Genomic DNA, 20,246 nt, shown 5'->3' with positions numbered 1-20,246 from the left:
GCCAAGCCTTCACGCCACCCGCATTGAGCGTGGCGAGCATGCGAAAAAAAACCCCGGAGACCGGGGTTTTCGTGTGCGCCGTGCCGCCTGATCAGAACGCCATGGAGTACTGCGCACCGAGAATCCAGACGCTGGAATCGTAGTTGCCGAGAACTGTGCCACGGCCTTGCGCCGTCTCGTTCTGGTTGATCTTCGTATTCGGGATGTACAGGTAGGCCGCACCCACTTCGAGAGTCTGCTCCTTGGCGGGCTTCCATTGCGTTCCGACCGTGAACCAGGTGCGATCGTTGTCGGGCAGCGACGTCAGGCGCGTGCTCGCACTCTTGACCGGAGTCTGGTCGTAGGCAATTCCGAACATGAACTTGATCGCGTCCGTGTACTTGTAGTTGGCGCCCAGTGCTACCCGATAAGTGTTCTGGAAATCGGCGTGCAGAATCTGCGCCGCGCTGCCCGAGAGAACTCCCGAGGTGCGCATGATGTCGACGTCCTGAATCGAACTCCATCCGGTCCAGGACACATCGCCCAACATCTCCCAGCGGTCGCTTAGCTGCTGCGACACGCTCAGAATGAAGGTATCCGGCACCTTGAGGTCCGCTTCAACGTCGCTCGCCCCGCCAGCGGCGGTCAGGAGGTTTGCCGTCGTATTGCCCAGCGTCGTGCCGTCACCACTCAGCTTGACCTTCCCGTCGGTATGGTACTGAATCGCCGAACGATACGAGAGCCCGACCTTGGTCGACGGTGAGAGGGTGAACAAAACGCCGATGTTCCAGCCCCAGGCGTCGTCACTGAGGCTCATGTGGCTTTCCACCCCCGCCCGACCCGGTGTAACCGCTACCTGCCGATAGTATTCGGCTTCTATCTTCTGCCAGCTGAAGCCGGCACCCAGCGACACCTTTTCGTTGACCCGATAGGCGATCGACGGGTTGATGTTGATCGTCTTGATGTCGAACTCGTCGGACTGGGCGCTACCGCGCCAGAACTTGTCGTACTTGGTGGCATTGCCGAAAGGCCCGCTCAGGCCCACCCCTATATAGAGGTCCTTGTTCAGCGCCCACGAAAGGTAGCCGTTGGGAATGAAGGCCCAGCTGCCCGCATCGCCGCCATCGCCGGCACCTGCCGCCCCACCCGCGCTGAATACGCCAACCGTGGAACCCTTGTCGTTGAACTTGAAGCTCGGCCGCACGGCCGTCAAACCGCCGGAAACTTCGCGCGCCTGCAGCTGCGTCATACCCGCCGGATTCCAGAAAATCGTGCTGGCGTCGCTGGACTTGGCCGCAGAGCCCGCGTAGGCGTTGCCAAGGCCACTGCCCGCCTCGAGCAACTGAAAACCAGAGGCGCTCGCGGCACCCGAAAAAGCCACCAGAAGCAGTGCCGGAAGCACCTTCATCGAAATCTGCCGTGCCATTTTGTCTTCCCCCTTGAATGTGATCTAAGCGTCGCTTTTTTGCCACAGAAAAATGCCCATGTACAAGCACATGCTAAGACCTACGGCCAGAAAAATCTCGAACTACGCGATGTTTGACGGCGTTCGCCCACCTCTCTGTTGCCTAATTGCAACACAGACGAGCGGTGCTTCGGTAAGACTGCATCGGTTTCGACGATTTCGGAAAAGACGCTCACCCAGTCGCCGACCGACGGCCGCCGTTGTGGCAAAGGGAAGGAATTCACGGCGACCGTCGCCGGCCGGCGGCGCGCCTTGAGCAGTGCGGGAATCGCCCCTCCCCTATCGGCAGCTATCGGCATCCTCCGCAGAATCGCCCGCCTGTCCGCCAGGAGGGCGATGTTGTTAGCCCTTCGCGCTTTTCCAGTAGTTCAGCGGCCCACCGGTAAACGGCGCGAAACCGGTACCGAAGATGACGCCGGCGTCGGCCAGATCGGCGTCGGCGACGATGCCGTCGCTGACCAGCGTCTGCGTCCGTGCAATCAAGGGTGCGACGAGCCGCTCGGCAAGACCCGCAGGCGCCGTACCGGCCGCGCCCTTGGCCGCTTTTCCTTGCGCGTAATCATAGAAACCGCGGCCAGTCTTCTTGCCCAGCTGACCGGCGTCGAAGCGCTCGCGCAGGCAGCGCGGCGCTTCGGCGGCACCGCCAGCCAGGCTCTTGCCGGCTGCCATGGCGACGTCGAGGCCGACCATATCGACCAGCTCGATCGGCCCCATCGGCATGCCGAAGGCGAGCATCGCCTCGTCGACGGTCTCCGGCGCCAGCCCCTCGTCGACGGCGCGCATCGCCTCGAGCATATAGGGTCCAAGAACGGCATTGACCAGAAACCCTGGTGCGCTCCTGACCGGCAACGGCAAGCGATCGATCTGCCGCACGAAAGCGCTGCCACGCGCCAGCATTTCGCCGTCGGCCCCGGCGGCGGCAACGACCTCGACCAGCGGCATCCTGGCCACCGGATTGAAGAAGTGAATTCCAATCAGGCGTCCCGGCTGGCTCAGGCCGCTGCTCAGGTCCTCGATCCTCAGGCTGGAGGTGTTGGTCGCCAGCACCGCGTCGGGCCTGATCACCGCGTCCAGCCGTTCGAGCAGGGCGCGCTTGGCGTCGAGGTTTTCGAAGATGGCTTCGATCACCACGTCGGCGCTCCGTGCGCCATGCCCTTCGGGGTCGGGAATGAGGCGATCCATGGCGTTGCGCAGCTCGTGCGGATCCCTGATCCTCTTCGCGTAAGCGGCGTAGGCGCGTTGCAGGGCTGGAGCAATGCGCTCCATTCCCTGATCCTCCAGGGTCACCGTCAGCCCGCGCAGCGCGCACCAGGCGGCGATGTCGCCGCCCATCACGCCGGCACCGACGACGTGCACCCGTCTAGCCTGGTGCGCACTCGCTTTTCCGAAACCCTTGAGCCGCTCCTGCAGGAAGAAGACGCGCACCAGATTGCGGGCGGTCGGCGAACGGACGATGCTGTCGATCAGTTGCGGAGCGGCCAGCGCATTGCCGTGGTGCTTTTCCCAGATGTCGATGATCGCGTACGGCGCCGGGTAATGCTCGATACGCGCGCGTTTGCCCACCTGCTTTCTTGCCCCGCGGGCGACCAGCGGGCGCAAGGGTCCGTTGAGCAGCCGTTGCAACAAGGGTGGACGGCGGCGGGGCTGATCAGAGAGCACCAGCAGCGCCGCGGCGTTCTCCATCACGCGCGCCGGCACGCACTCGTCGGCGAGACCAAGGCGCTTGGCGCGCCTGGCGTCGAGAGACTTGCCGGTGAGCATCATGTCCAGAGCGGCCTGCGGACCGATTCGTTCGGGCAGGCGCAACATTCCACCCCAGCCCGGTACGATGCCCAGCATCACCTCCGGCAGGCCAAGTCGTGTCGCCGGTTCGTCGACCACCAGCAGGTAGCGGCAGGCCAGCGCCAGTTCGAGGCCGCCGCCCAGGCAATGACCGCGCACCAGCGCCAGCGTCGGATAGCCGACCGTCGCCAGACGATTGAACAACTGCCAGCCGCGCTCGACCAGCGCAATGCCTTTTGCCGGCGTGTCGAGCTGCGTGAACTCCTGGATGTCGGCACCGGCGATGAAACCGGCCGCCTTCCCGGAGCGGAAAATGAGCCCCCTTGGCGGACTGCTGTCGAGTCGATCGAGTAGCAGCGCCAGTTCGTCCATGACCGCGCTGGACAGTGAATTGGTCGACTCGCCCGCCTTGTCCAGCGTCGCCCAGGCCAGGCCATCGGCGTCCACCTCGAACAGCCAGTTCCGATCGCTGTTGTCATTCCCGTTCATGCATTCTTCTCCTCTTTGCCGCTGGTCGCCGTCAGGCAACGGTGTCGACCAGCATTGCCCCGCCCTGCCCGCCGCCAATGCAGATCGCCGCGATGCCGCGCCTGACCCTGGCCTGGCGCAAGGCATGCAGCAGGTGCAGGACGATGCGCGCGCCGGAAGCGCCAACCGGATGACCGACGGCCACCGCGCCGCCATCGACGTTGAGGCGACCCCGCGGCAGAGCGCCAAGGGCTTGCGCCAGGCCGAGCTGTTCACCGCAGTAATCGTCCGACTCCCAGGCAGCGAGACAGGCCAGCACCTGCGCGGCGAACGCTTCGTTGATTTCCCAGAGGTCGATGTCGTCGAGCCCCAGTCCGTGCCGCTGCAGGATCGGCGTTGCCGCATGCACCGGACCCAGACCCATCTGCGCCGGATCGAGACCCGCCCATTGACTGTCGGTGATGCGCCCGAGCGGCTCGAGCTGCCACCGCTCGACGGCAGCCTGTGAAGCGAGGATCAGCCAGGCCGCACCATCGGAAATCTGCGAGCTGTTGCCCGGCGTGACGCGCCCATAGCGCCGATCGAAGAATGGCTTGAGCCTGCTCAGACCGGCGACGTTCGAATCGGCACGCACACCGTCGTCGTCGGCATAGACCCGGCCTTGGGCATCGACCAGCGGGACGATCTCGCCGAGACGTCCACCGGCACGTGCGGCGACGGCACGCTGGTGACTGCCAACGCTGAACTGATCCATCTGCTGGCGCGAAATGGCAAAACGCCAGGCGAGGTTCTCCGCCGTCTGCCCCATCAGCAAGCCGATGTTCGGATCGGTCAGGCCTTTCAGCAGACCAATCACCGGCGAGAGAAGTTGTCCCGGGCGCAGCCTGGCCAGGACGCCAGCCTTCTGGCCGACCGTCTTTGCCTGCATCATCTGCGCAAACCAGCGCACCATCGCGTCCGAATACAGCAGCGGCGCATGCGACAGGGCATCGACGCCACCGGCGAGTACCAGCTGCGAGCGTCCGTTCTGGATATTGCCGATCGCCGAATCGAGCGCCTGCATGCCGCTGGCGCAGTTGCGCATCACCGTCCAGCCCGGCACCTTGTGGCCGCAACCCAGGCGCAGAGCAACGACACGGCCGATATTTACCTCGTCCGGGGAAGGGCTGGCGCAGCCGAGGATCACTTCGTCGAGGTCTGTCGGCGCAAAGCGCTGACGGATCAGTAGCCCTCGCCCGGCCTGCACCGCCAGGTCGCTGGCCGAGAACGGCCCCGGCGCATTGCGCCCCTTGAGAAACGGCGTCCGCGAACCATCGACGACATACACCGGCTGGAATTCCATTTCCTCTCCTTTACTGACGCTCGTCACCGCTAGGCGACAGGCGCCCTCGATCGACCCTATGCGGCGGCTTTGTGGACAACCGCCTCCTGCCGCGACTGGCCGAGATGGTGCGGAAAATCGTCGACCCGGATGACGATGTCGCGCAGCTCGTTGCGCCGCTTGAGCACCGCGTATTCGGCGGCAGTGACGATGCCGGCGGCGAAAGCCGCGTGCGCCAGATCGCGGACGTTGGCGTCCGGGTTGTCGGCGAGCGCACCGGTTTTTTCCGCGGCCCGAATCCTGGCCTCGATCGGCTCCGCCTCGATGGTTGCCAGCAGCGCCAGTTCGACTGCCCCGACGGGTTCGCTAGCGACCTTCGGCAGATAGGTTTCCGCGGTCAGCCGGTCACGCGCAGCGGACGGCTCGATCATCAGCTTGGCCACCTGGTGGCCGATGCGGTCCGACGGAACGTCGTAGGGATGGCCGAGCGGGAAAACGATGCGATAGAGCATGCTGCCGATCCAGCGTACGGGGAAATTGGCGATCACGCCGTCGAAAGCCATCTGCGCCTTGTACATGGTGTCCCACATCGCCCAGTGCATCAGCGGAGCGTCGGCCTGCTGACGCCCTTCCGACTCGTAACGCTTGAGCGTTGCGGAGCACAGATAGAGCATCGACAGGATGTCACCCAGCCGCGCCGAAAGCTTTTCGCGCCGCTTCAGTTCGCCACCGAGGACGAGCATCGAGATGTCGGCGAGGAAAGCGAAAGCTGACGAGAAGCGCGTCAGCTGCTGGTAGTAGCGCCTTGTCTCCGGCGCCACATTGGCCGGTACCGGGACGAAACGCGAGCCGGTCAAGCCCTTCGCCAGCGCACCGAAAGCGTGTTTGAGCGTGAACCCGGCGTGACCAAAAAATGCCTCGTCGAAGTCGAGCAGGCCCTGCTCCGTATCCGGGTTATACGCCGCCTTCATCTCCTTCAGCACGTAGGGATGGCAACGGATGGCGCCCTGACCGAAGAGGATCATGCTGCGCGTGAGAATGTTGGCGCCTTCGACGGTGATGCCGATCGGCAGCTGCTGATAGGCGCGGCCGATGAAGTTCGAGGGGCCGAGACAGATCCCCTTGCCGCCAACGATATCCATGCCGTCATTGACCACCAGGCGCGCGCGCTCGGTGACATGGTATTTGGCGATCGCCGAAACGACCGACGGCCTCTCGCCGAGATCGATGGCACCGGCGGTCATCTTGCGCACCGCGTCCATCATGTAGGTATAGGCACCGATACGGGTGAGCGGCTCTTCGACGCCCTCGAAGCGTCCGATGGCCATCTTGAACTGGCTGCGGACGCGCGCGTACCCGCCAACCGTACGGGCGGTCAGTTGCGCCATGCCGGCATTCGACGACGGCAGCGAGATCGAGCGCCCTGCGGCCAGACACTCCATGAGCATCCGCCAGCCGTGGCCGACCATCGCCGGGCCACCGATCACGTAGTCGAGAGGCATGAACACGTCCTTGCCGCGCGTCGGACCGTTCATGAACATGGCGTTCAACGGCACGTGGCGGCGACCGATGTCGGCACCCGGCGTATCGCGCGGCACCAGTGCGCAGGTGATACCGATGTGCTTCTTGTCGCCGAGCAGCGCATCCGGGTCATAGAGGTGAAAGGCCAGGCCCAGGAGGGTGCATACTGGGCCCAGCGTGATGTAGCGCTTGTCCCAGGTGACGCGCATCCCGATCACTTCCTGGCCTTTCCAGACGCCCTTGCAGACGACGCCGACGTCGGGGATCGAGCCGGCGTCGGAGCCGGCCCACGGGCTGGTCAAGGCAAAAGCCGGTACTTCGACGCCCTTGGCCAGCCGCGGCAGGTAGTGATTCTTCTGCACATCGGTACCGTAATGCAACAGCAGTTCGGCGGGGCCGAGCGAGTTGGGCACCATCACCGACACCGACAAGGCCGAGCAACGCGTCGACAGCTTGGTGACCACCTGCGAATGTGCGAAGGCAGAGAACTCCAGGCCACCGTATTGCTTCGGGATGATCATCCCGAGAAAACCCTTGTCCTTGATGTATTGCCACGCTTCCGGTGACATGTCGAAGTCCTCGCTGGTCACCTTCCAGTCGTCGACCAGCGCACAGGCGTGCTCGACTTCGTTGTCCATGAAGGACTGCTCGGCAGGGCTGAGTTTCGGCACTGGATAAGCCAGCAGCTTGTTCCAGTCGGGGTCGCCACGGAACAGTTCCCCGTCCCACCACACCGTGCCGGCCTCCAGCGCTTCGCGCTCGGTGTCTGACATCTGCGGCAGAATACGCTTGTAGGTGGCGAAGACACGACGGCTGATCAACGCTTGTCGCCAGGGACGAACGCTGACCAGTACCGTAATGCTCACCAGAGTGACGCCGATGAGCAGCATGATGATCGTGGTGATCATGGCTGTTTCTCCTGTAAATGATTTGCGGTCCGAGGTTCCCGGTCACCTTCGCTGGGCGGCACGGGTGAAGCTTTCGACGAGTCCGGGGCCGACGGCAGTGGTGCGCGCAGCCCGCCGAGCAGAAAAGGCATCAAGCGCTGGGCCAGGCGTCTGGCCAGCGTGGCGTCGTCGACGGTGTCAGCCGCCCCCTCGCCGGCCAGGTCGCCCAACTCGCAGCCGGTGACCACCCGCAGCACATCCGTACCGGCGATCGCGTAGGACATGGCACCGAGCATGAAATGCAGCCGCCAGACGATCTCGGCTTTCGGGACGTCGGGCAAGGCGCTGTACAAAGCCTGCTTGTAGCGGTGGATCACTTCCGCGTATTCGCTGGCAAAGAAGGTGCGGATGAACTCCGCCGGCTCGGTCAGAGTGCGACCAAGCAGGCGCAGGAAAGTCATTCCGCCAAGCGATGGCTGCTCACCAATGCGCAGCAGCGTGCCAAAAAAGGCTTCGAGGATCTGCGAGGGTTTCAACGGCGCGCCAGCGGCCTCGGCCTCGAGCGCGTCGAGCGCGTACAGACGCTCCCGATTCAGCCAGCTGAGCCGGCGGCGAAAAACCTCGCGTAGCAGCGCTTCCTTGGAACCGAAATGGTAGTTGACGGCCGCCAGGTTGACGTCAGCGCAGGTGGTAATCACGCGCATCGACGTCCCTTCATAGCCATGCTCCATGAACAGCCGCTCGGCCACATCCAGGATGCGTTCGCGAGTATCGTGATTGGTCTTCTGGTCGGACATGAGAGCGCAGGCCCCAAAGTGTTCAGGCTTGAATGCTTCGACGAACCGGGAGTAGCGGGAGTAGCGGGAGTAACGAGAGTAGCAAGATTGCCGACAGCGCCTGAGGCCCAAGGCTTCGCTCAAACGTTCGTTTTAATGGTAGGGTGAGCCGCTGGCGAATGCAAGGCTTTTTTCCATTTTTCTGTGCCGGCCTCGAGACCCTCGGCGGCAACAGCAGGCATACTGCAGCGCTGGCCAACCACCATACGTCATCACTCACATGCGCCGTTCCGCCACTTCCAATGCAGCCCTCGATCGGCCACCGCCTGCCGACACGCATCTATGGCTGACACTGAACAAGCTCGTTCCGTATCTGTGGCAGTACAAATGGCGTGTCCTCCTGGCGCTTTCCTGCCTGTTCAGCGCCAAAGTGGCAAACGTCGCCGTACCCCTCGTTTTCAAGGACATGATCGACGCGCTGAGCAGCGAGCAGCAGGCTCTGGTTCTGCCGGCCCTGCTCCTCGCCCTCTACGGCGCGCTGCGTTTTTCCAGCACCCTGTTTACAGAATTGCGCGAAATCCTCTTCGCGCGCGTCACCCAACGCGCCGTTCGGCGCATTGCGCTGGAAGTCTTTCGCCACCTGCATGAGCTGTCGCTGCGCTTCCACCTGCATCGCGAAACCGGAGGGGTGTCGCGCGATATCGAGCGCGGCAGCCGATCGATCTCCAATCTGATCAGCTACACGCTGTATTCGATCCTCCCGACGCTGGTCGAAATCGGCCTTGTCCTGGCCATCCTGTTTGCCCGCTACGACAGCGTCTTCGTCCTCATCACCCTCGCTTCACTGAGCGCCTACGTGTTGTTCACGGTAAAGGTAAGCAACTGGCGCATCGCCATCCGCCGCAAAGTCAATGAAACCGACTCGGCCGCCAATACGCGCGCCATCGATAGCCTGATCAACTACGAGACGGTCAAGTATTTCAACAACGAGGAATTTGAAGCGCGGCGCTACGACCAGCAGCTGCGCAACTGGGAAGACGCCGCGACGAAAAGCCGCATCTCCCTGTCCTGGCTGAACCTTGGTCAGCAGGTCAGTATCGCCCTAGGGGTGACGGCGATGATGTGGCGAGCCGCCGCCGGCGTCGTCGACGGCACGATGACCATCGGCGACCTGGTTCTGGTCAACGCCTTCCTGATTCAGCTCTACATGCCGCTCAACTTTCTTGGTGTCGTGTACCGGGAAATCCGACAATCGCTGACCGACATCGAGCGCATGTTCGGTCTGCTCGAAGTCAACCGCGAAATCGCCGACGCACCTGCTGCCAGGGTCCTGCCGCCCGGTCCTGTGCAGGTCGATTTCGGCGCAGTAGACTTCTTCTATGAGGCGAACCGCCAGATCCTGCATGGCGTCGATTTCAATATTCCTGCCGGCGGAACGCTTGCCGTGGTCGGCGAGTCCGGCTCCGGAAAATCCACCCTGGCGCGCCTCCTGTACCGCTTCTACGACGTCAGTGGCGGTCACATCCGGATCAACGGCAGCGACTTGCGGCAGCTTACGCAGGCCAGTCTGCGCGCTGCGATCGGCATTGTTCCGCAGGACACCGTGCTCTTCAACGACACCATCTACTACAACATTCAGTATGGCCGCCCGGACGCCAGCCACGATGAGGTGTTGGCCGCAGCTGCAGCCGCGCAACTCGCGCGTTTCGTCGAACAGCTCCCCGAGGGCTATTCAACGCGCGTCGGCGAACGGGGCCTCAAACTCTCCGGGGGCGAGAAACAGCGCGTGGCGATCGCCCGCGCGCTGCTCAAGAACCCGCCCGTGTTGATTTTCGATGAAGCCACCTCGGCTCTCGACTCGAAAACCGAGAAAGCGATACAGGCCAGCCTCGACAACGCGGCCCGCGGGCGAACCACCCTGGTCATCGCGCACCGCCTGTCCACCATCATGAATGCTGACCAGATCCTGGTAATGGACGCTGGACGTATCGTCGAGCGTGGATCACACCCGCAACTGCTACAGGCGGGAGGCCTCTACGCGCAGATGTGGGAACTGCAGCAGCAGGAGGAGACGGCGCCAACAGCGGCGTAGCTCAGCCGTAGTGGCCGGGCGGGCCCCCGCACGGCGATCGGCCGACGACCACACACGTTTCGCATCGCGCTCAAGCAGGCAAAAAAAACCAGGCCGCAAGGCCTGGCTTTTTTTGCCTGCGGCTGGCATGCCGCCGGCCCGCGTGTCCCAAACTCTACTCGGCAACCACCGCAGCCGCCTCGGTTTCCGGCCGGTCGAGCAATTCGACCAGAGCCATCGGTGCGTTGTCGCCGACACGGAACCCACACTTCAGGATCCGTAGATAGCCGCCATTGCGCGCCGCGAAACGCGGTCCGAGCTCGTCGAACACCTTGACCACCATGTCGCGGTCACGCAGGCGATCGAACGCCAGACGCCGGTTGGCAAGGCTTGGCTTCTTGCCCAGAGTGATGATCGGCTCGACCACCCGGCGAAGTTCCTTCGCCTTGGGCAGCGTCGTCTTGATCACCTCTTCACGCAGCAGCGATACGGTAATGTTGCGCAACATCGCCAGACGATGGGCGCTGGTACGATTCAGTTTGCGAAGACCCAAACGGTGACGCATATCAATTCCTTCCTGTTCTTGTCCGGCGACTTATTTCTCGAGCCCGGCCGGCGGCCAGTTCTCAAGCTTCATGCCCAGTGTCAGGCCGCGTGCGGCCAATACTTCCTTGATTTCGTTAAGCGACTTGCGCCCGAGATTCGGCGTTTTCAGCAGTTCGTTCTCGGTCCGCTGAATCAGATCGCCAATGTAGTAGATGTTTTCCGCTTTCAGACAATTCGCCGAACGCACAGTCAGCTCAAGATCGTCCACCGGGCGCAGCAGCAGCGGATCGACCTGCACCGTTTTCTGATACTCAACGGGCAACGCCGTTCCAGCAAGATCGGCGAACACCGACAGTTGTTCCATCAGAATGCGGGCCGCGGTGCGGATCGCCTCTTCCGGTTCAATCGCTCCGTTAGTCTCGATCTCCATGATCAGCTTGTCGAGATCGGTCCGTTGCTCGACACGAGCGCTCTCGACGGTGTAGCTGACCCGACGGACCGGGCTGAACGAGGCGTCGAGAACCAGCTTTCCGATGCTCTTTCCGCTCTCGCCAAGGTCGCGAAGATTGCCCGCCAGGTAGCCCAGCGACCTTTCCACTTTCATTTCCATGGCCAACTTGCCACCGGCTGAAAGGTGCGCAATCACGTGTTCCGGATTGATGATCTCGACGTCATGAGAAACCTCGATATCCGCCGCCCGAACGACGCCTTTGCCTTCCTTGCCCAGACGAAGAACCACCTCTTCACGATTGTGCAACTTGAAGACCACGCCCTTGAGGTTGAGCAGGATATCGACAACATCCTCCTGAACGCCGTCGATCGACGAGTACTCGTGGAGAACCCCATCAATACTCACCTCGGTCAGTGCGTAGCCCGGCATCGAAGAGAGCAGAATCCGCCGCAGCGCATTGCCCAGAGTGTGCCCATAACCGCGTTCAAACGGCTCCATGACCACCCGCGCATGCACTGGCGACAAGCTCTGCACATCGATGATGCGCGGTTTAAATAGTCCACTGCTTTGCATGTACTGTCCTTTGCCTGATGCCGTCAAGCCTAGCCACTACTACTTCGAGTAAAGTTCGATGACCAGACTCTCGTTGATCGTCGGCGGCAGTTCGCTGCGCTCCGGATGCGCCTTGTAGGTGCCTTTCAGCGCCTTAGCGTCCACTTCAACCCACTCCGGAAAACCCCGCGATTCGGCTGCTGCAAGCGCCGCCTTGACACGCAATTGGGCCTTCGCCTTCTCGCAGACTTCGACGACGTCGCCTGGACGAACCTGGTAGGAAGGGATGTTCACCCGACGTCCGTTCACCAGCATGCCATTGTGCCTGACCAGCTGACGTGATTCTGAACGCGATGCTGCGAACCCCATGCGATGGACGACGCTGTCCAGGCGAGCCTCCAGGAGCTGCAGGAGCACCTCGCCGGTCACGCCCTTGCGCCGGTCTGCTTCCTTGTAAACCTTGCGAAACTGTCCCTCGAGAACCCCGTAGATGCGGCGAATCTTCTGCTTCTCGCGCAGGTGGACACCGTAATCGGACAGACGCTGCCCCGACTTCTGGCCGTGTTGGCCTGGCGCATACGAGCGACGCTCAATGGCACACTTGTCGGTAAAGCACTTCTCACCCTTCAGAAACAGCTTCTCGCCTTCGCGGCGACACTGACGGCACTTCGGATCTAGGTTGCGAGCCACTCTATCTTCTCCTTAAATCCGACGCTTCTTCGGCGGACGGCAGCCGTTGTGCGGGATCGGCGTGACATCGGTAATCGCCGTGATCTTCATGCCAAGTGCATTGAGCGCGCGCACCGACGACTCACGCCCGGGGCCGGGGCCCTTGATGCGCACCTCGAGGTTCTTGACGCCACATTCGACAGCCACCTTGCCCGCCGCTTCAGCAGCCACCTGCGCCGCAAACGGGGTGCTCTTGCGTGAGCCCTTGAACCCGGCACCGCCGGAGGTAGCCCAGGACAGGGCGTTACCCTGACGGTCGGTGATGGTAATGATGGTATTGTTGAACGACGCATGAATATGGGCAACGCCCTCAGCTACGTTCTTCTTTACCTTGACTTTCTTGCGAACTTTTCCAGCGGTCTTGGCCATAGTCAGATCCTATTTCCTAATCACTTCTTGCCGGCGATCGGCTTACGCGGACCTTTGCGGGTACGGGCGTTGGTCTTCGTACGCTGACCGCGAGACGGCAGGCCCTTGCGATGACGAAGGCCACGGTAGCAACCGAGGTCCATCAAGCGCTTGATGCTCATCGTGACTTCGCGGCGCAAATCGCCCTCGACGGCAAATCTGCCGATCTGATCGCGTAAACGCTCCAGTTCGGCTTCCGTCATGTCCTTCATCTTTGTGGAACGTGAAACACCAGCAGCATCACAAATCTTCTGTGCGCGCGGACGCCCAATACCGTAGATCGCGGTAAGCGCAATCTCGGCGTGCTGGTGGTTCGGTAGGTTTACGCCTGCGATGCGGGCCATTGATTCACCCCAAGTAATCGAAACTTACAGTTATACCTTCAACCGACTGACGACCCATGACTCGGGCCGCAGCGATCAACCTTGACGCTGTTTGTGACGCGGATCCGTACAGATCACACGCACAATGCCGTGACGCCGAATGATTTTGCACTTCCGGCAGATGCGCTTCACAGAGGCCAGCACTTTCATTGTTAACTCCTGATTCTCCGGCAGCAGGCGCAGCCAGCCTGAAACCGAATTGTTGCGTAGAGATTCTTCACTTGGCGCGGAAGACGATTCGCGCTCTGCTCAAGTCATAGGGTGTCAGTTGAACGGTCACCTTGTCCCCTGGCAGTATGCGGATGTAGTGCATGCGCATTTTCCCGGAGATAAAACCAAGAACCACATGGCCGTTCTCGAGCTTCACCCTGAACGTTGCGTTGGGCAGGTTCTCGACGACCTCACCCTGCATTTCAATCAAGTCTTCCTTTGCCATCCTATTTCGCCGGTAACCCGGAGCCTTTGAAGTTAGCCTTCTTGAGCAGGCTCTCGTACTGGTGCGACATCGTGTACGCCTGCACCTGGGTCATGAAATCCATCGTCACAACAACGATGATCAACAGCGAAGTACCGCCGAAGTAGAAAGGTACGTTCCACTTCAGAATCATGAACTCCGGCAGCAAGCAAACAATCGTGATGTAGCAGGCGCCAACCAAGGTCAGGCGCATCAGTATCCTGTCAATGTAGCGCGCCGTCTGATCGCCTGGACGAATCCCAGGGACGAAAGCACCGCTCCTCTTCAGGTTGTCCGCTGTTTCTCTGGAGTTGAAGACAAGCGCCGTATAGAAGAAACAGAAGAAGATAATCGCTGCGGCGTAGAGCATCACGTAAATCGGTTGCCCTGGTGACAGCGCGCCCGCAATATCCTTCAGCCAACGCCCGGACTCGCCGGCGCCAAACCAGCCGGCAATGGTTGCCGGAAAGAGGATGATAGAGGAGGCAAAAATCGGCGGAATCACTCCCGCCATGTTCAATTTCAACGGCAGATGAGAGCTTTGACCACCATAGACCTTGTTGCCCACCTGCCGCTTTGCATAGTTCACCAGAATCTTGCGCTGCCCACGCTCGACAAACACCACAAAGGCGGTGACCAGGACCACCAGAACACAGATCACCAGCGCCGTCAGCGGATGCATCGCGCCGGTACGCACCAGTTCGAGGAGCCCTCCGATGGCACTCGGCAAGCCCGCGGCAATACCGGCAAAGATGATCAGCGAAATGCCGTTGCCCAAGCCCCGCTCGGTAATCTGCTCGCCAAGCCACATCAAGAACATCGTCCCGGTGACCAGTGTGGTTACCGTCACGAAGCGAAACATCATCCCCGGGTCAAGCACCAATCCCGGCTGCGACTCGACCGCCACGGCGATACCGATACCCTGAAAGAGGGCAAGAGCAACCGTACCGTAGCGCGTGTATTGCGTGATTTTCCGGCGCCCGGCCTCACCCTCTTTTTTGAGGGCTTCAAGCTGCGGACTGGCATGGGTCATCAATTGCATGATGATCGACGCCGAAATGTACGGCATGATCCCCAGCGCAAAAATCGTGAACCGCGACAAGGCCCCACCGGAGAACATGTTGAACATGCCCAGGATGCCGCCCTGTTGCCGACTGAAGAGCTCGCCCAGGACGTGCGAATCGATTCCGGGCACCGGGATGTGCGAACCGATCCGGTACACAACCAGAGCGCCAAGCAGGAACCATAGACGGCGCTTCAGATCGCCGAACTTCCCGCCTTTGCTGACCGTGTTAGGACTAGTTGCCAAGAAATATCACCCCTGCCAACGCGTTATTCGGAGATGCTGCCGCCCGCGGCTTCGATCGCCGCCCGAGCGCCGGCAGTCGCGCCAACACCCTTGAGCAAGACTTTCCGCGTGATCGCACCCGATAGAACAACCTTTGCCGACAACACCTGTTGCGGCACCAGATTCGCTTGCCGAAGCGTTGCCAGATCAATCTCATCCACCGGCAGGCGCTCGATTTCGGACAGCCTTACTTCGACGTTACGGGCGCCGGTCATTGACTTGAAGCCGCGCTTCGGTAGCCGGCGCTGCAACGGCATTTGACCGCCCTCGAAGCCGACCTTGTGGAAACCCCCGGCACGGGACTTTTGACCTTTGTGACCGCGCCCGCAGGTCTTTCCCCAACCGGAACCAACGCCTCGGCCAACGCGCTTCTTGTCTGCGCGCGCGCCGTCGCCGGCTCGAACAGTATTCAGTTCCATCTCAGCCCTCACACTTCAAGAGATAGCCAACCTTGTTGATCATCCCGCGAACCGCTGGAGTATCTTCGAGTATTGCACTGCTGTGCATACGCCGCAGGCCCAGGCCACGCACCGTCGCACGATGCGATTCCTTGGTGCCGATCAGGCTTCTGACAAGCGTCACCTTCACTTTTTTCTCAGCCATCTCTTACCCCTGAATCTCTGCCACGGTCTTGCCCCGCTTGGCCGCAACCTCGGCAGGCGTAGTCATCGAGCGCAGCCCGTTGATCGTCGCGCGGACAACGTTATAAGGATTGGTAGACCCGTGCGCCTTGGCGACCACGTTGGTCATTCCGATCACATCGAATACCGCCCTCATGGCGCCCCCGGCGATGATACCCGTACCCTCCGGCGCTGGCTGCATCATCACTGTCGACGCGCCGTGACGTCCGAAGACGGTGTGCTGCAGGGTGCCGTTCTTGAGGCTCACCTTGATCAGGTTGCGCCGCGCTTCTTCCATGGCTTTCTGAACGGCCACCGGCACTTCACGAGACTTGCCCTTGCCCATACCAACGCGCCCATCACCGTCGCCGACGACGGTCAGCGCCGCGAAGCCGAGAATCCGACCACCCTTGACGACCTTGGTTACGCGGTTGATCGAGATCATCTTCTCGCGCATGCCATCATCGGGCCTGTCCGACTGCTGAGGTTTTCTGCCTTGAGGTCTAGCCATTGATTACTCCAATTCTTTGCAGGGTGCGGCGATCAGAACTTGAGGCCGGCTTCACGAGCAGCCTCGGCAAGCGCCTTGATCCGTCCGTGATACTGAAACCCGGAACGATCGAACGCCACCTGCTCGACCCCCGCTTTCCTGGCGCGCTCGGCAACCAGCTGACCAATCGCCTTGGCGGCGCCGATGTCGCCACCGTTCGGCAGGCTCTTGCGCACTTCCGGCTCGAGCGATGAGGCGGCCGCCAGGACTTTGGTCCCGCAAGCCGAAATCACCTGCGCGTAGATATGGCAGTTGCTGCGGTGAACCGAAAGACGCACCGACTTCAGCTCGGCAATCTTGGCCCGGGTTTTGCGAGCCCTGCGCAAACGCGCCAGTTTCTTGTCAATCATCTCAGCACCCTTACTTCTTCTTCTTCGTTTCTTTGATCACGACCACTTCGTCGACATAGCGCACACCCTTGCCCTTGTAGGGCTCGGGCGGACGATAGGCGCGAACCTCTGCAGCCACCTGGCCCACGAGCTGCCGATCCACTCCCTTGATGACGATTTCCGTCTGAATGGGGGTCGTAGCCGTAATGCCGCTTGGCAACTTGTACGCAACCGGATGCGAGAATCCCAGCGTCAGATTGAGCGTGTCGCCTTGCGCCTGAGCTCGATAGCCAACGCCAACGAGACTCAACTTGCGCTCGAACCCTGCACTCACTCCGGTCACCATATTGGCCAGAACGGCACGCATCGTGCCCGACATGGCAACAGCCTCTGCCACTCCAGCCACCGGCTTGCACAATAGACTGCCATCCTCAAGAGCCACCGAGACCGCCGGATTGACGGCAAACTTTAAAGCCCCCAGAGGGCCGGTCACTGAAATCTGGTCGGAGGAAATATCTACCGCGACACCCTGCGGCAGAACGATTGGTTTTTTGCAACGCGGGACATAGCTACCCCTTACGCGACGACGCAGAGCACTTCGCCGCCGATATGGCTGGCACGTGCCTTGCGGTCAGTCATGACACCCTTCGGTGTCGACACGATCGCCACACCAAGACCGTTCATGACCGGAGGAATGTTGTCGGCGCCTCGATAAATACGCAGGCCGGGCCGGGAAACGCGATCGATCCGCTCGATCACCGGACGACCGGCGTAATACTTCAGGCCAATCTCCAGAATCGGCTTGCCGTCGTTCGGCTTGACGCTGAAATCCTCGACATAACCTTCGTCCTTCAACACCTGGGCGATGGCAATCTTTACTTTTGAAGACGGCATGGCGACGGAGGCCTTGTTTGCCATCTGGGCATTTCGGATGCGTGTCAGCATGTCGCTGATCGGATCGCTCATACTCATTCTGTTCTCTCCCTGCCTACCAGCTAGCCTTGATCATTCCGGGGACTTCACCTTGCATGACGAAGTCCGCGAAGCTTGCACGACCCAGACCGAACTTGCGAAAAACACCGCGCGGACGACCGGTCAGTGCGCACCGGTTACGTAGCCGAACCGGGCTTGAGTTGCGTGGCAGCGCCTGCATTTTCAGCCGCGCCTCGAAGCGATCCTCAACGGAGAGGCTCTGGTCATTAATGACCGCCACCAGATCGGCACGCTTCTTGGCATACTTTTCGACTGTCTTGCGCCGCTTCTCACCGCGGTTGATCACCAGAGAGTTTTGCCATTTCGTCTCAGTTCCTGAAGGGAAATTTAAACGCGCCAAGCAAGGCACGCGCTTCGTCATCGGTCTTCGCAGTAGTCGTCACGCTGACATTCATGCCGCGCAGCGCGTCGATCTTGTCGTACTCGATTTCCGGAAAGATGATCTGCTCTTTGAGGCCCATGCTGTAGGTTTCCGCGACCATCGAAACCCCTTGCCCGATATGCCACGAAAGTCACGCACCCGAGGCAACGCCACAGTTACCAGACGATCGATGAATTCGAACATACGCGGACCCCGCAGAGTCACCATGCAGCCAATCGGGTAGCCGGTGCGAATCTTGAAGCCGGCGATCGACTTGCGAGCCTTGGTCGTAACCGGTTCTGGCCGGCAATCTTGGTCATGTCGCCAATCGCGCTCTCGAGCACCTTCTTGTCTGCAACCGCCTCACCAACACCCATGTTCAGGGTCACCTTGGTGATCCGCGGCACTTCCATGCTCGACTTGTAGCCGAACTTCTCGGTAAGCTCCGCCACCACGGTGGTCTTGTAGTAATCCAATAAACGTGCCATGACTACTTCCTTAGCCCGCCAACACTTCGCCGTTCGACTTGAAAAAAGCGCACTTTCGTACCGTCTTCAAGCTTCCTGAAGCCGACACGATCCGCTTTCTTGGTCGCCGGGTTGTAGAGCGATACATTCGATACGTGAAGCGGCATCTCTTTTTCAACGATGCCGCTGACGACACCCTTCACCGGATTCGGCTTCGTGCCATTGCTTCTGACGCGATTTTTTCGACCCAGCCACCAGGGACGTGCTCGGGCCGGCATCTAGGTCCGCTGCTCACAGCCCGCGCTTTCCCTTGTCGTTCAGCAATGACGAAGACGTCATCGCCTTACGAATTTTTTCCCATGACCTCCTTCACAGCATTCCGGGGCCAGGGAGGACGATCTTCAGAACGATCGCCCGCGCAACTCGCGCGTCACGGCCCGAAGATACGCGATTACAATCGGCTCCATCTTGTTTATCAGGAGGACCAGACGGGCGTTCGTGGTCGAACTGACCAAGGGAGCCATCCATGCGGCGTACGGCCCTTCTTGGCCGTGCGCCACGACCCAGCGCATGGAGACGCTCACCATTCTTGACCAGGGTGTCACGCGCCCGGCGAATCCTTGGTCGGTGACCTTGATAATGGTCGGCCGACACCCGGCCCGTAGCGGAGCTTGGAGCCAGCCCAGCACTTTAAGGACCCACTCACCGAAGCGCGCACCGGTGTGTCGGCGAACGTCGGAGAATGTTGTACTTGAATCATCTGTCCACTTCCAACTTGGCCCGCAGCTGCGGGTCAGTCTTGGAACCCGTAGCGTAGAAACGCCAAAGGCAGTGGGGAAAAGTCAGCCGAGCGCGGGGGAGGCGGCATTGATAGCCGCTTCTCTTTGAGAACCAAGCAAGCTTTTAAATGGAACGCGCGGCGTTCCAAGAAGCTTGGTGACGCAACCCACGCCTTGCTCTGGATAGCGGGCAGGCACTCCTGGATTTCGACCAGGTCGCCAGATCTTGGCATCCCATTGCGTAATCATGCGCCATTGGTTATTGTCGGAGCGCCATCACTGATTTGTCGTAAATTCGCAGGCTTGAAGCGGGAAGTTCGACGGACGACGGTTTCACCGGTCTTGTCCATCGATCGCTGACGAAGCGCCCGTACCCGGGGCGCTTGGTGGTGTCTCGCTCATTGTTGAACTGCCTTTTCAATACGAAGAAGCGTGCGTACGGCGCAATCTGGCGACGCACTTTACCGAATCTGACGGTGTGGGACAACTGCTGAGTGGACACGCATCCGAGACCAAACTGTGCCTTCAGCAAGTCCAGCAATTCCTTGTTTCAGTTCGTCGACGGTTTTTGCTCTGAGTTCACTGACTTTCATGATCAACTACCATACGCCGTTACGAAAAACCGTCGGAATCGGCAGCTTCGCACAGCCAGCGAAGAACGCTTCACGCGCCAGGCCTTCGTTCCCTCGTTCACCATCCATCTCGGAGAGAACCTGACGGGCTTGATTCCGCGAACCACGTATTCCGGGTTTCCCTTGCCGCTTACAATGCGCACTTCGGCAGGTTTCTTGAAATCGGTGGTAGCGGAAAGATCCGGATCCAGATCCTGCCACCCGGCGCTTGCGATGGGGGCGCGTCATGGCCGGCGAGCGGCTTCGAATTGAACGAGCGTCAGCCGAACCACCGACCAATAGATTGAGCCCGAATCCCGTACGAAACTTACGTTGGCGCCGCGCGTGCCAGGCCAGTGTACGGGCCTTTCTGCTCTTTGCGGTTACTTCTTTCT

21 protein-coding genes and 4 pseudogenes are annotated in these 20,246 nt (G+C 60.9%); 1 reads left to right on the top strand and 24 read right to left on the bottom strand.

The window, feature by feature from the left end; translation table 11 throughout:
• Positions 1–91: 91 nt before the first annotated feature.
• The 5 genes from QZ613_RS02995 to QZ613_RS02975 form a co-directional block, all read right to left on the bottom strand.
• Positions 92–1,405 carry an outer membrane protein transport protein gene (locus tag QZ613_RS02995; RefSeq protein WP_291863862.1) on the bottom strand — a complete coding sequence of 438 codons (1,314 nt, stop codon included), beginning with the start codon at positions 1,403–1,405 and terminating at the stop codon, positions 92–94.
• Positions 1,406–1,786: 381 nt separating this feature from the next.
• The gene (locus QZ613_RS02990) at positions 1,787–3,715 is read right to left on the bottom strand and encodes a 3-hydroxyacyl-CoA dehydrogenase NAD-binding domain-containing protein (protein WP_043563759.1); all 1,929 of its coding nucleotides are present in this window, start codon (positions 3,713–3,715) and stop codon (positions 1,787–1,789) included.
• A 31-nt stretch (positions 3,716–3,746) separates the two neighbouring features.
• On the bottom strand, positions 3,747–5,036 hold the full coding sequence (locus QZ613_RS02985) for an acetyl-CoA C-acetyltransferase (RefSeq protein ID WP_291902344.1): 1,290 nt from the start codon (positions 5,034–5,036) through the stop codon (positions 3,747–3,749).
• 56 nt (positions 5,037–5,092) lie between these two features.
• On the bottom strand, positions 5,093–7,444 hold the full coding sequence (locus QZ613_RS02980; protein ID WP_291981450.1) for an acyl-CoA dehydrogenase: 2,352 nt from the start codon (positions 7,442–7,444) through the stop codon (positions 5,093–5,095).
• Complete coding sequence (locus tag QZ613_RS02975) at positions 7,441–8,220, bottom strand: TetR/AcrR family transcriptional regulator (protein ID WP_291981448.1); 780 nt, start codon at positions 8,218–8,220, stop codon at positions 7,441–7,443. The genes QZ613_RS02980 and QZ613_RS02975 overlap by 4 nt, the downstream gene beginning before the upstream one ends.
• Before the next feature lie 259 nt (positions 8,221–8,479).
• Here QZ613_RS02975 and QZ613_RS02970 point away from each other — a divergent pair, with 259 nt between their 5' ends.
• Entirely contained in the window at positions 8,480–10,291 is a 1,812-nt protein-coding gene (locus tag QZ613_RS02970; protein ID WP_043563766.1) for an ABC transporter ATP-binding protein/permease, read from the top strand.
• A 154-nt stretch (positions 10,292–10,445) separates the two neighbouring features.
• Here QZ613_RS02970 and rplQ read toward each other — a convergent pair whose 3' ends face one another.
• From rplQ to rplP, 19 genes and pseudogenes are all read right to left on the bottom strand, one after another.
• Positions 10,446–10,835 carry a 50S ribosomal protein L17 gene (gene rplQ / locus QZ613_RS02965; RefSeq protein WP_291981446.1) on the bottom strand — a complete coding sequence of 130 codons (390 nt, stop codon included), beginning with the start codon at positions 10,833–10,835 and terminating at the stop codon, positions 10,446–10,448.
• Positions 10,836–10,865: 30 nt separating this feature from the next.
• Positions 10,866–11,840 (bottom strand): DNA-directed RNA polymerase subunit alpha, encoded by a 975-nt coding sequence (rpoA, locus tag QZ613_RS02960; protein ID WP_291981444.1) that lies wholly within the window; start codon positions 11,838–11,840, stop codon positions 10,866–10,868.
• 39 nt (positions 11,841–11,879) lie between these two features.
• Entirely contained in the window at positions 11,880–12,509 is a 630-nt protein-coding gene (gene rpsD, locus QZ613_RS02955; protein ID WP_043563771.1) for a 30S ribosomal protein S4, read from the bottom strand.
• Positions 12,510–12,521: 12 nt separating this feature from the next.
• A complete protein-coding gene (gene rpsK, locus QZ613_RS02950; RefSeq protein ID WP_043563774.1) occupies positions 12,522–12,917 on the bottom strand; it encodes a 30S ribosomal protein S11 in 396 nt (131 codons plus the stop codon).
• A 20-nt stretch (positions 12,918–12,937) separates the two neighbouring features.
• Entirely contained in the window at positions 12,938–13,300 is a 363-nt protein-coding gene (gene rpsM, locus QZ613_RS02945) for a 30S ribosomal protein S13 (protein WP_042335088.1), read from the bottom strand.
• A gap of 75 nt (positions 13,301–13,375) precedes the next feature.
• Positions 13,376–13,489 (bottom strand): 50S ribosomal protein L36, encoded by a 114-nt coding sequence (gene rpmJ / locus QZ613_RS02940; protein WP_291902329.1) that lies wholly within the window; start codon positions 13,487–13,489, stop codon positions 13,376–13,378.
• Positions 13,490–13,556: 67 nt separating this feature from the next.
• Positions 13,557–13,775, bottom strand: a complete 219-nt coding sequence (gene infA / locus QZ613_RS02935) for a translation initiation factor IF-1 (RefSeq protein WP_018055416.1) — start codon at positions 13,773–13,775, stop codon at positions 13,557–13,559.
• Position 13,776: 1 nt separating this feature from the next.
• The gene (gene secY, locus QZ613_RS02930) at positions 13,777–15,102 is read right to left on the bottom strand and encodes a preprotein translocase subunit SecY (protein WP_043563779.1); all 1,326 of its coding nucleotides are present in this window, start codon (positions 15,100–15,102) and stop codon (positions 13,777–13,779) included.
• A 23-nt stretch (positions 15,103–15,125) separates the two neighbouring features.
• Positions 15,126–15,560, bottom strand: a complete 435-nt coding sequence (rplO, locus tag QZ613_RS02925; protein ID WP_043563780.1) for a 50S ribosomal protein L15 — start codon at positions 15,558–15,560, stop codon at positions 15,126–15,128.
• Between the two features lies 1 nt (position 15,561).
• The gene (gene rpmD / locus QZ613_RS02920; protein ID WP_043563781.1) at positions 15,562–15,744 is read right to left on the bottom strand and encodes a 50S ribosomal protein L30; all 183 of its coding nucleotides are present in this window, start codon (positions 15,742–15,744) and stop codon (positions 15,562–15,564) included.
• A 3-nt stretch (positions 15,745–15,747) separates the two neighbouring features.
• The gene (rpsE, locus tag QZ613_RS02915) at positions 15,748–16,272 is read right to left on the bottom strand and encodes a 30S ribosomal protein S5 (RefSeq protein WP_043563783.1); all 525 of its coding nucleotides are present in this window, start codon (positions 16,270–16,272) and stop codon (positions 15,748–15,750) included.
• A gap of 32 nt (positions 16,273–16,304) precedes the next feature.
• The gene (gene rplR / locus QZ613_RS02910; protein WP_291902421.1) at positions 16,305–16,658 is read right to left on the bottom strand and encodes a 50S ribosomal protein L18; all 354 of its coding nucleotides are present in this window, start codon (positions 16,656–16,658) and stop codon (positions 16,305–16,307) included.
• Positions 16,659–16,671: 13 nt separating this feature from the next.
• Positions 16,672–17,184, bottom strand: a complete 513-nt coding sequence (gene rplF, locus QZ613_RS02905) for a 50S ribosomal protein L6 (RefSeq protein WP_291981700.1) — start codon at positions 17,182–17,184, stop codon at positions 16,672–16,674.
• 32 nt (positions 17,185–17,216) lie between these two features.
• On the bottom strand, positions 17,217–17,612 hold the full coding sequence (gene rpsH / locus QZ613_RS02900; protein ID WP_043563788.1) for a 30S ribosomal protein S8: 396 nt from the start codon (positions 17,610–17,612) through the stop codon (positions 17,217–17,219).
• Between the two features lie 16 nt (positions 17,613–17,628).
• Positions 17,629–17,922 carry a 30S ribosomal protein S14 gene (gene rpsN / locus QZ613_RS02895; RefSeq protein WP_291981698.1) on the bottom strand — a complete coding sequence of 98 codons (294 nt, stop codon included), beginning with the start codon at positions 17,920–17,922 and terminating at the stop codon, positions 17,629–17,631.
• A 19-nt stretch (positions 17,923–17,941) separates the two neighbouring features.
• Positions 17,942–18,482, bottom strand: a pseudogene (gene rplE, locus QZ613_RS02890) (50S ribosomal protein L5).
• A gap of 2 nt (positions 18,483–18,484) precedes the next feature.
• A pseudogene (rplX, locus tag QZ613_RS02885) lies at positions 18,485–18,800 on the bottom strand (50S ribosomal protein L24).
• Positions 18,801–19,682: 882 nt separating this feature from the next.
• Positions 19,683–19,781, bottom strand: a pseudogene (locus tag QZ613_RS02880) (50S ribosomal protein L29); the annotation flags it as partial.
• Positions 19,782–19,839: 58 nt separating this feature from the next.
• A pseudogene (gene rplP, locus QZ613_RS02875) lies at positions 19,840–20,246 on the bottom strand (50S ribosomal protein L16); the annotation flags it as partial.

Source organism: Candidatus Accumulibacter sp. ACC005 (assembly GCF_907163215.1).
GTDB lineage: Bacteria > Pseudomonadota > Gammaproteobacteria > Burkholderiales > Rhodocyclaceae > Accumulibacter > Accumulibacter regalis.
Note: the sequence above shows the minus strand (reverse complement) of the source record. Positions and strands in the feature narration are given on the sequence as shown.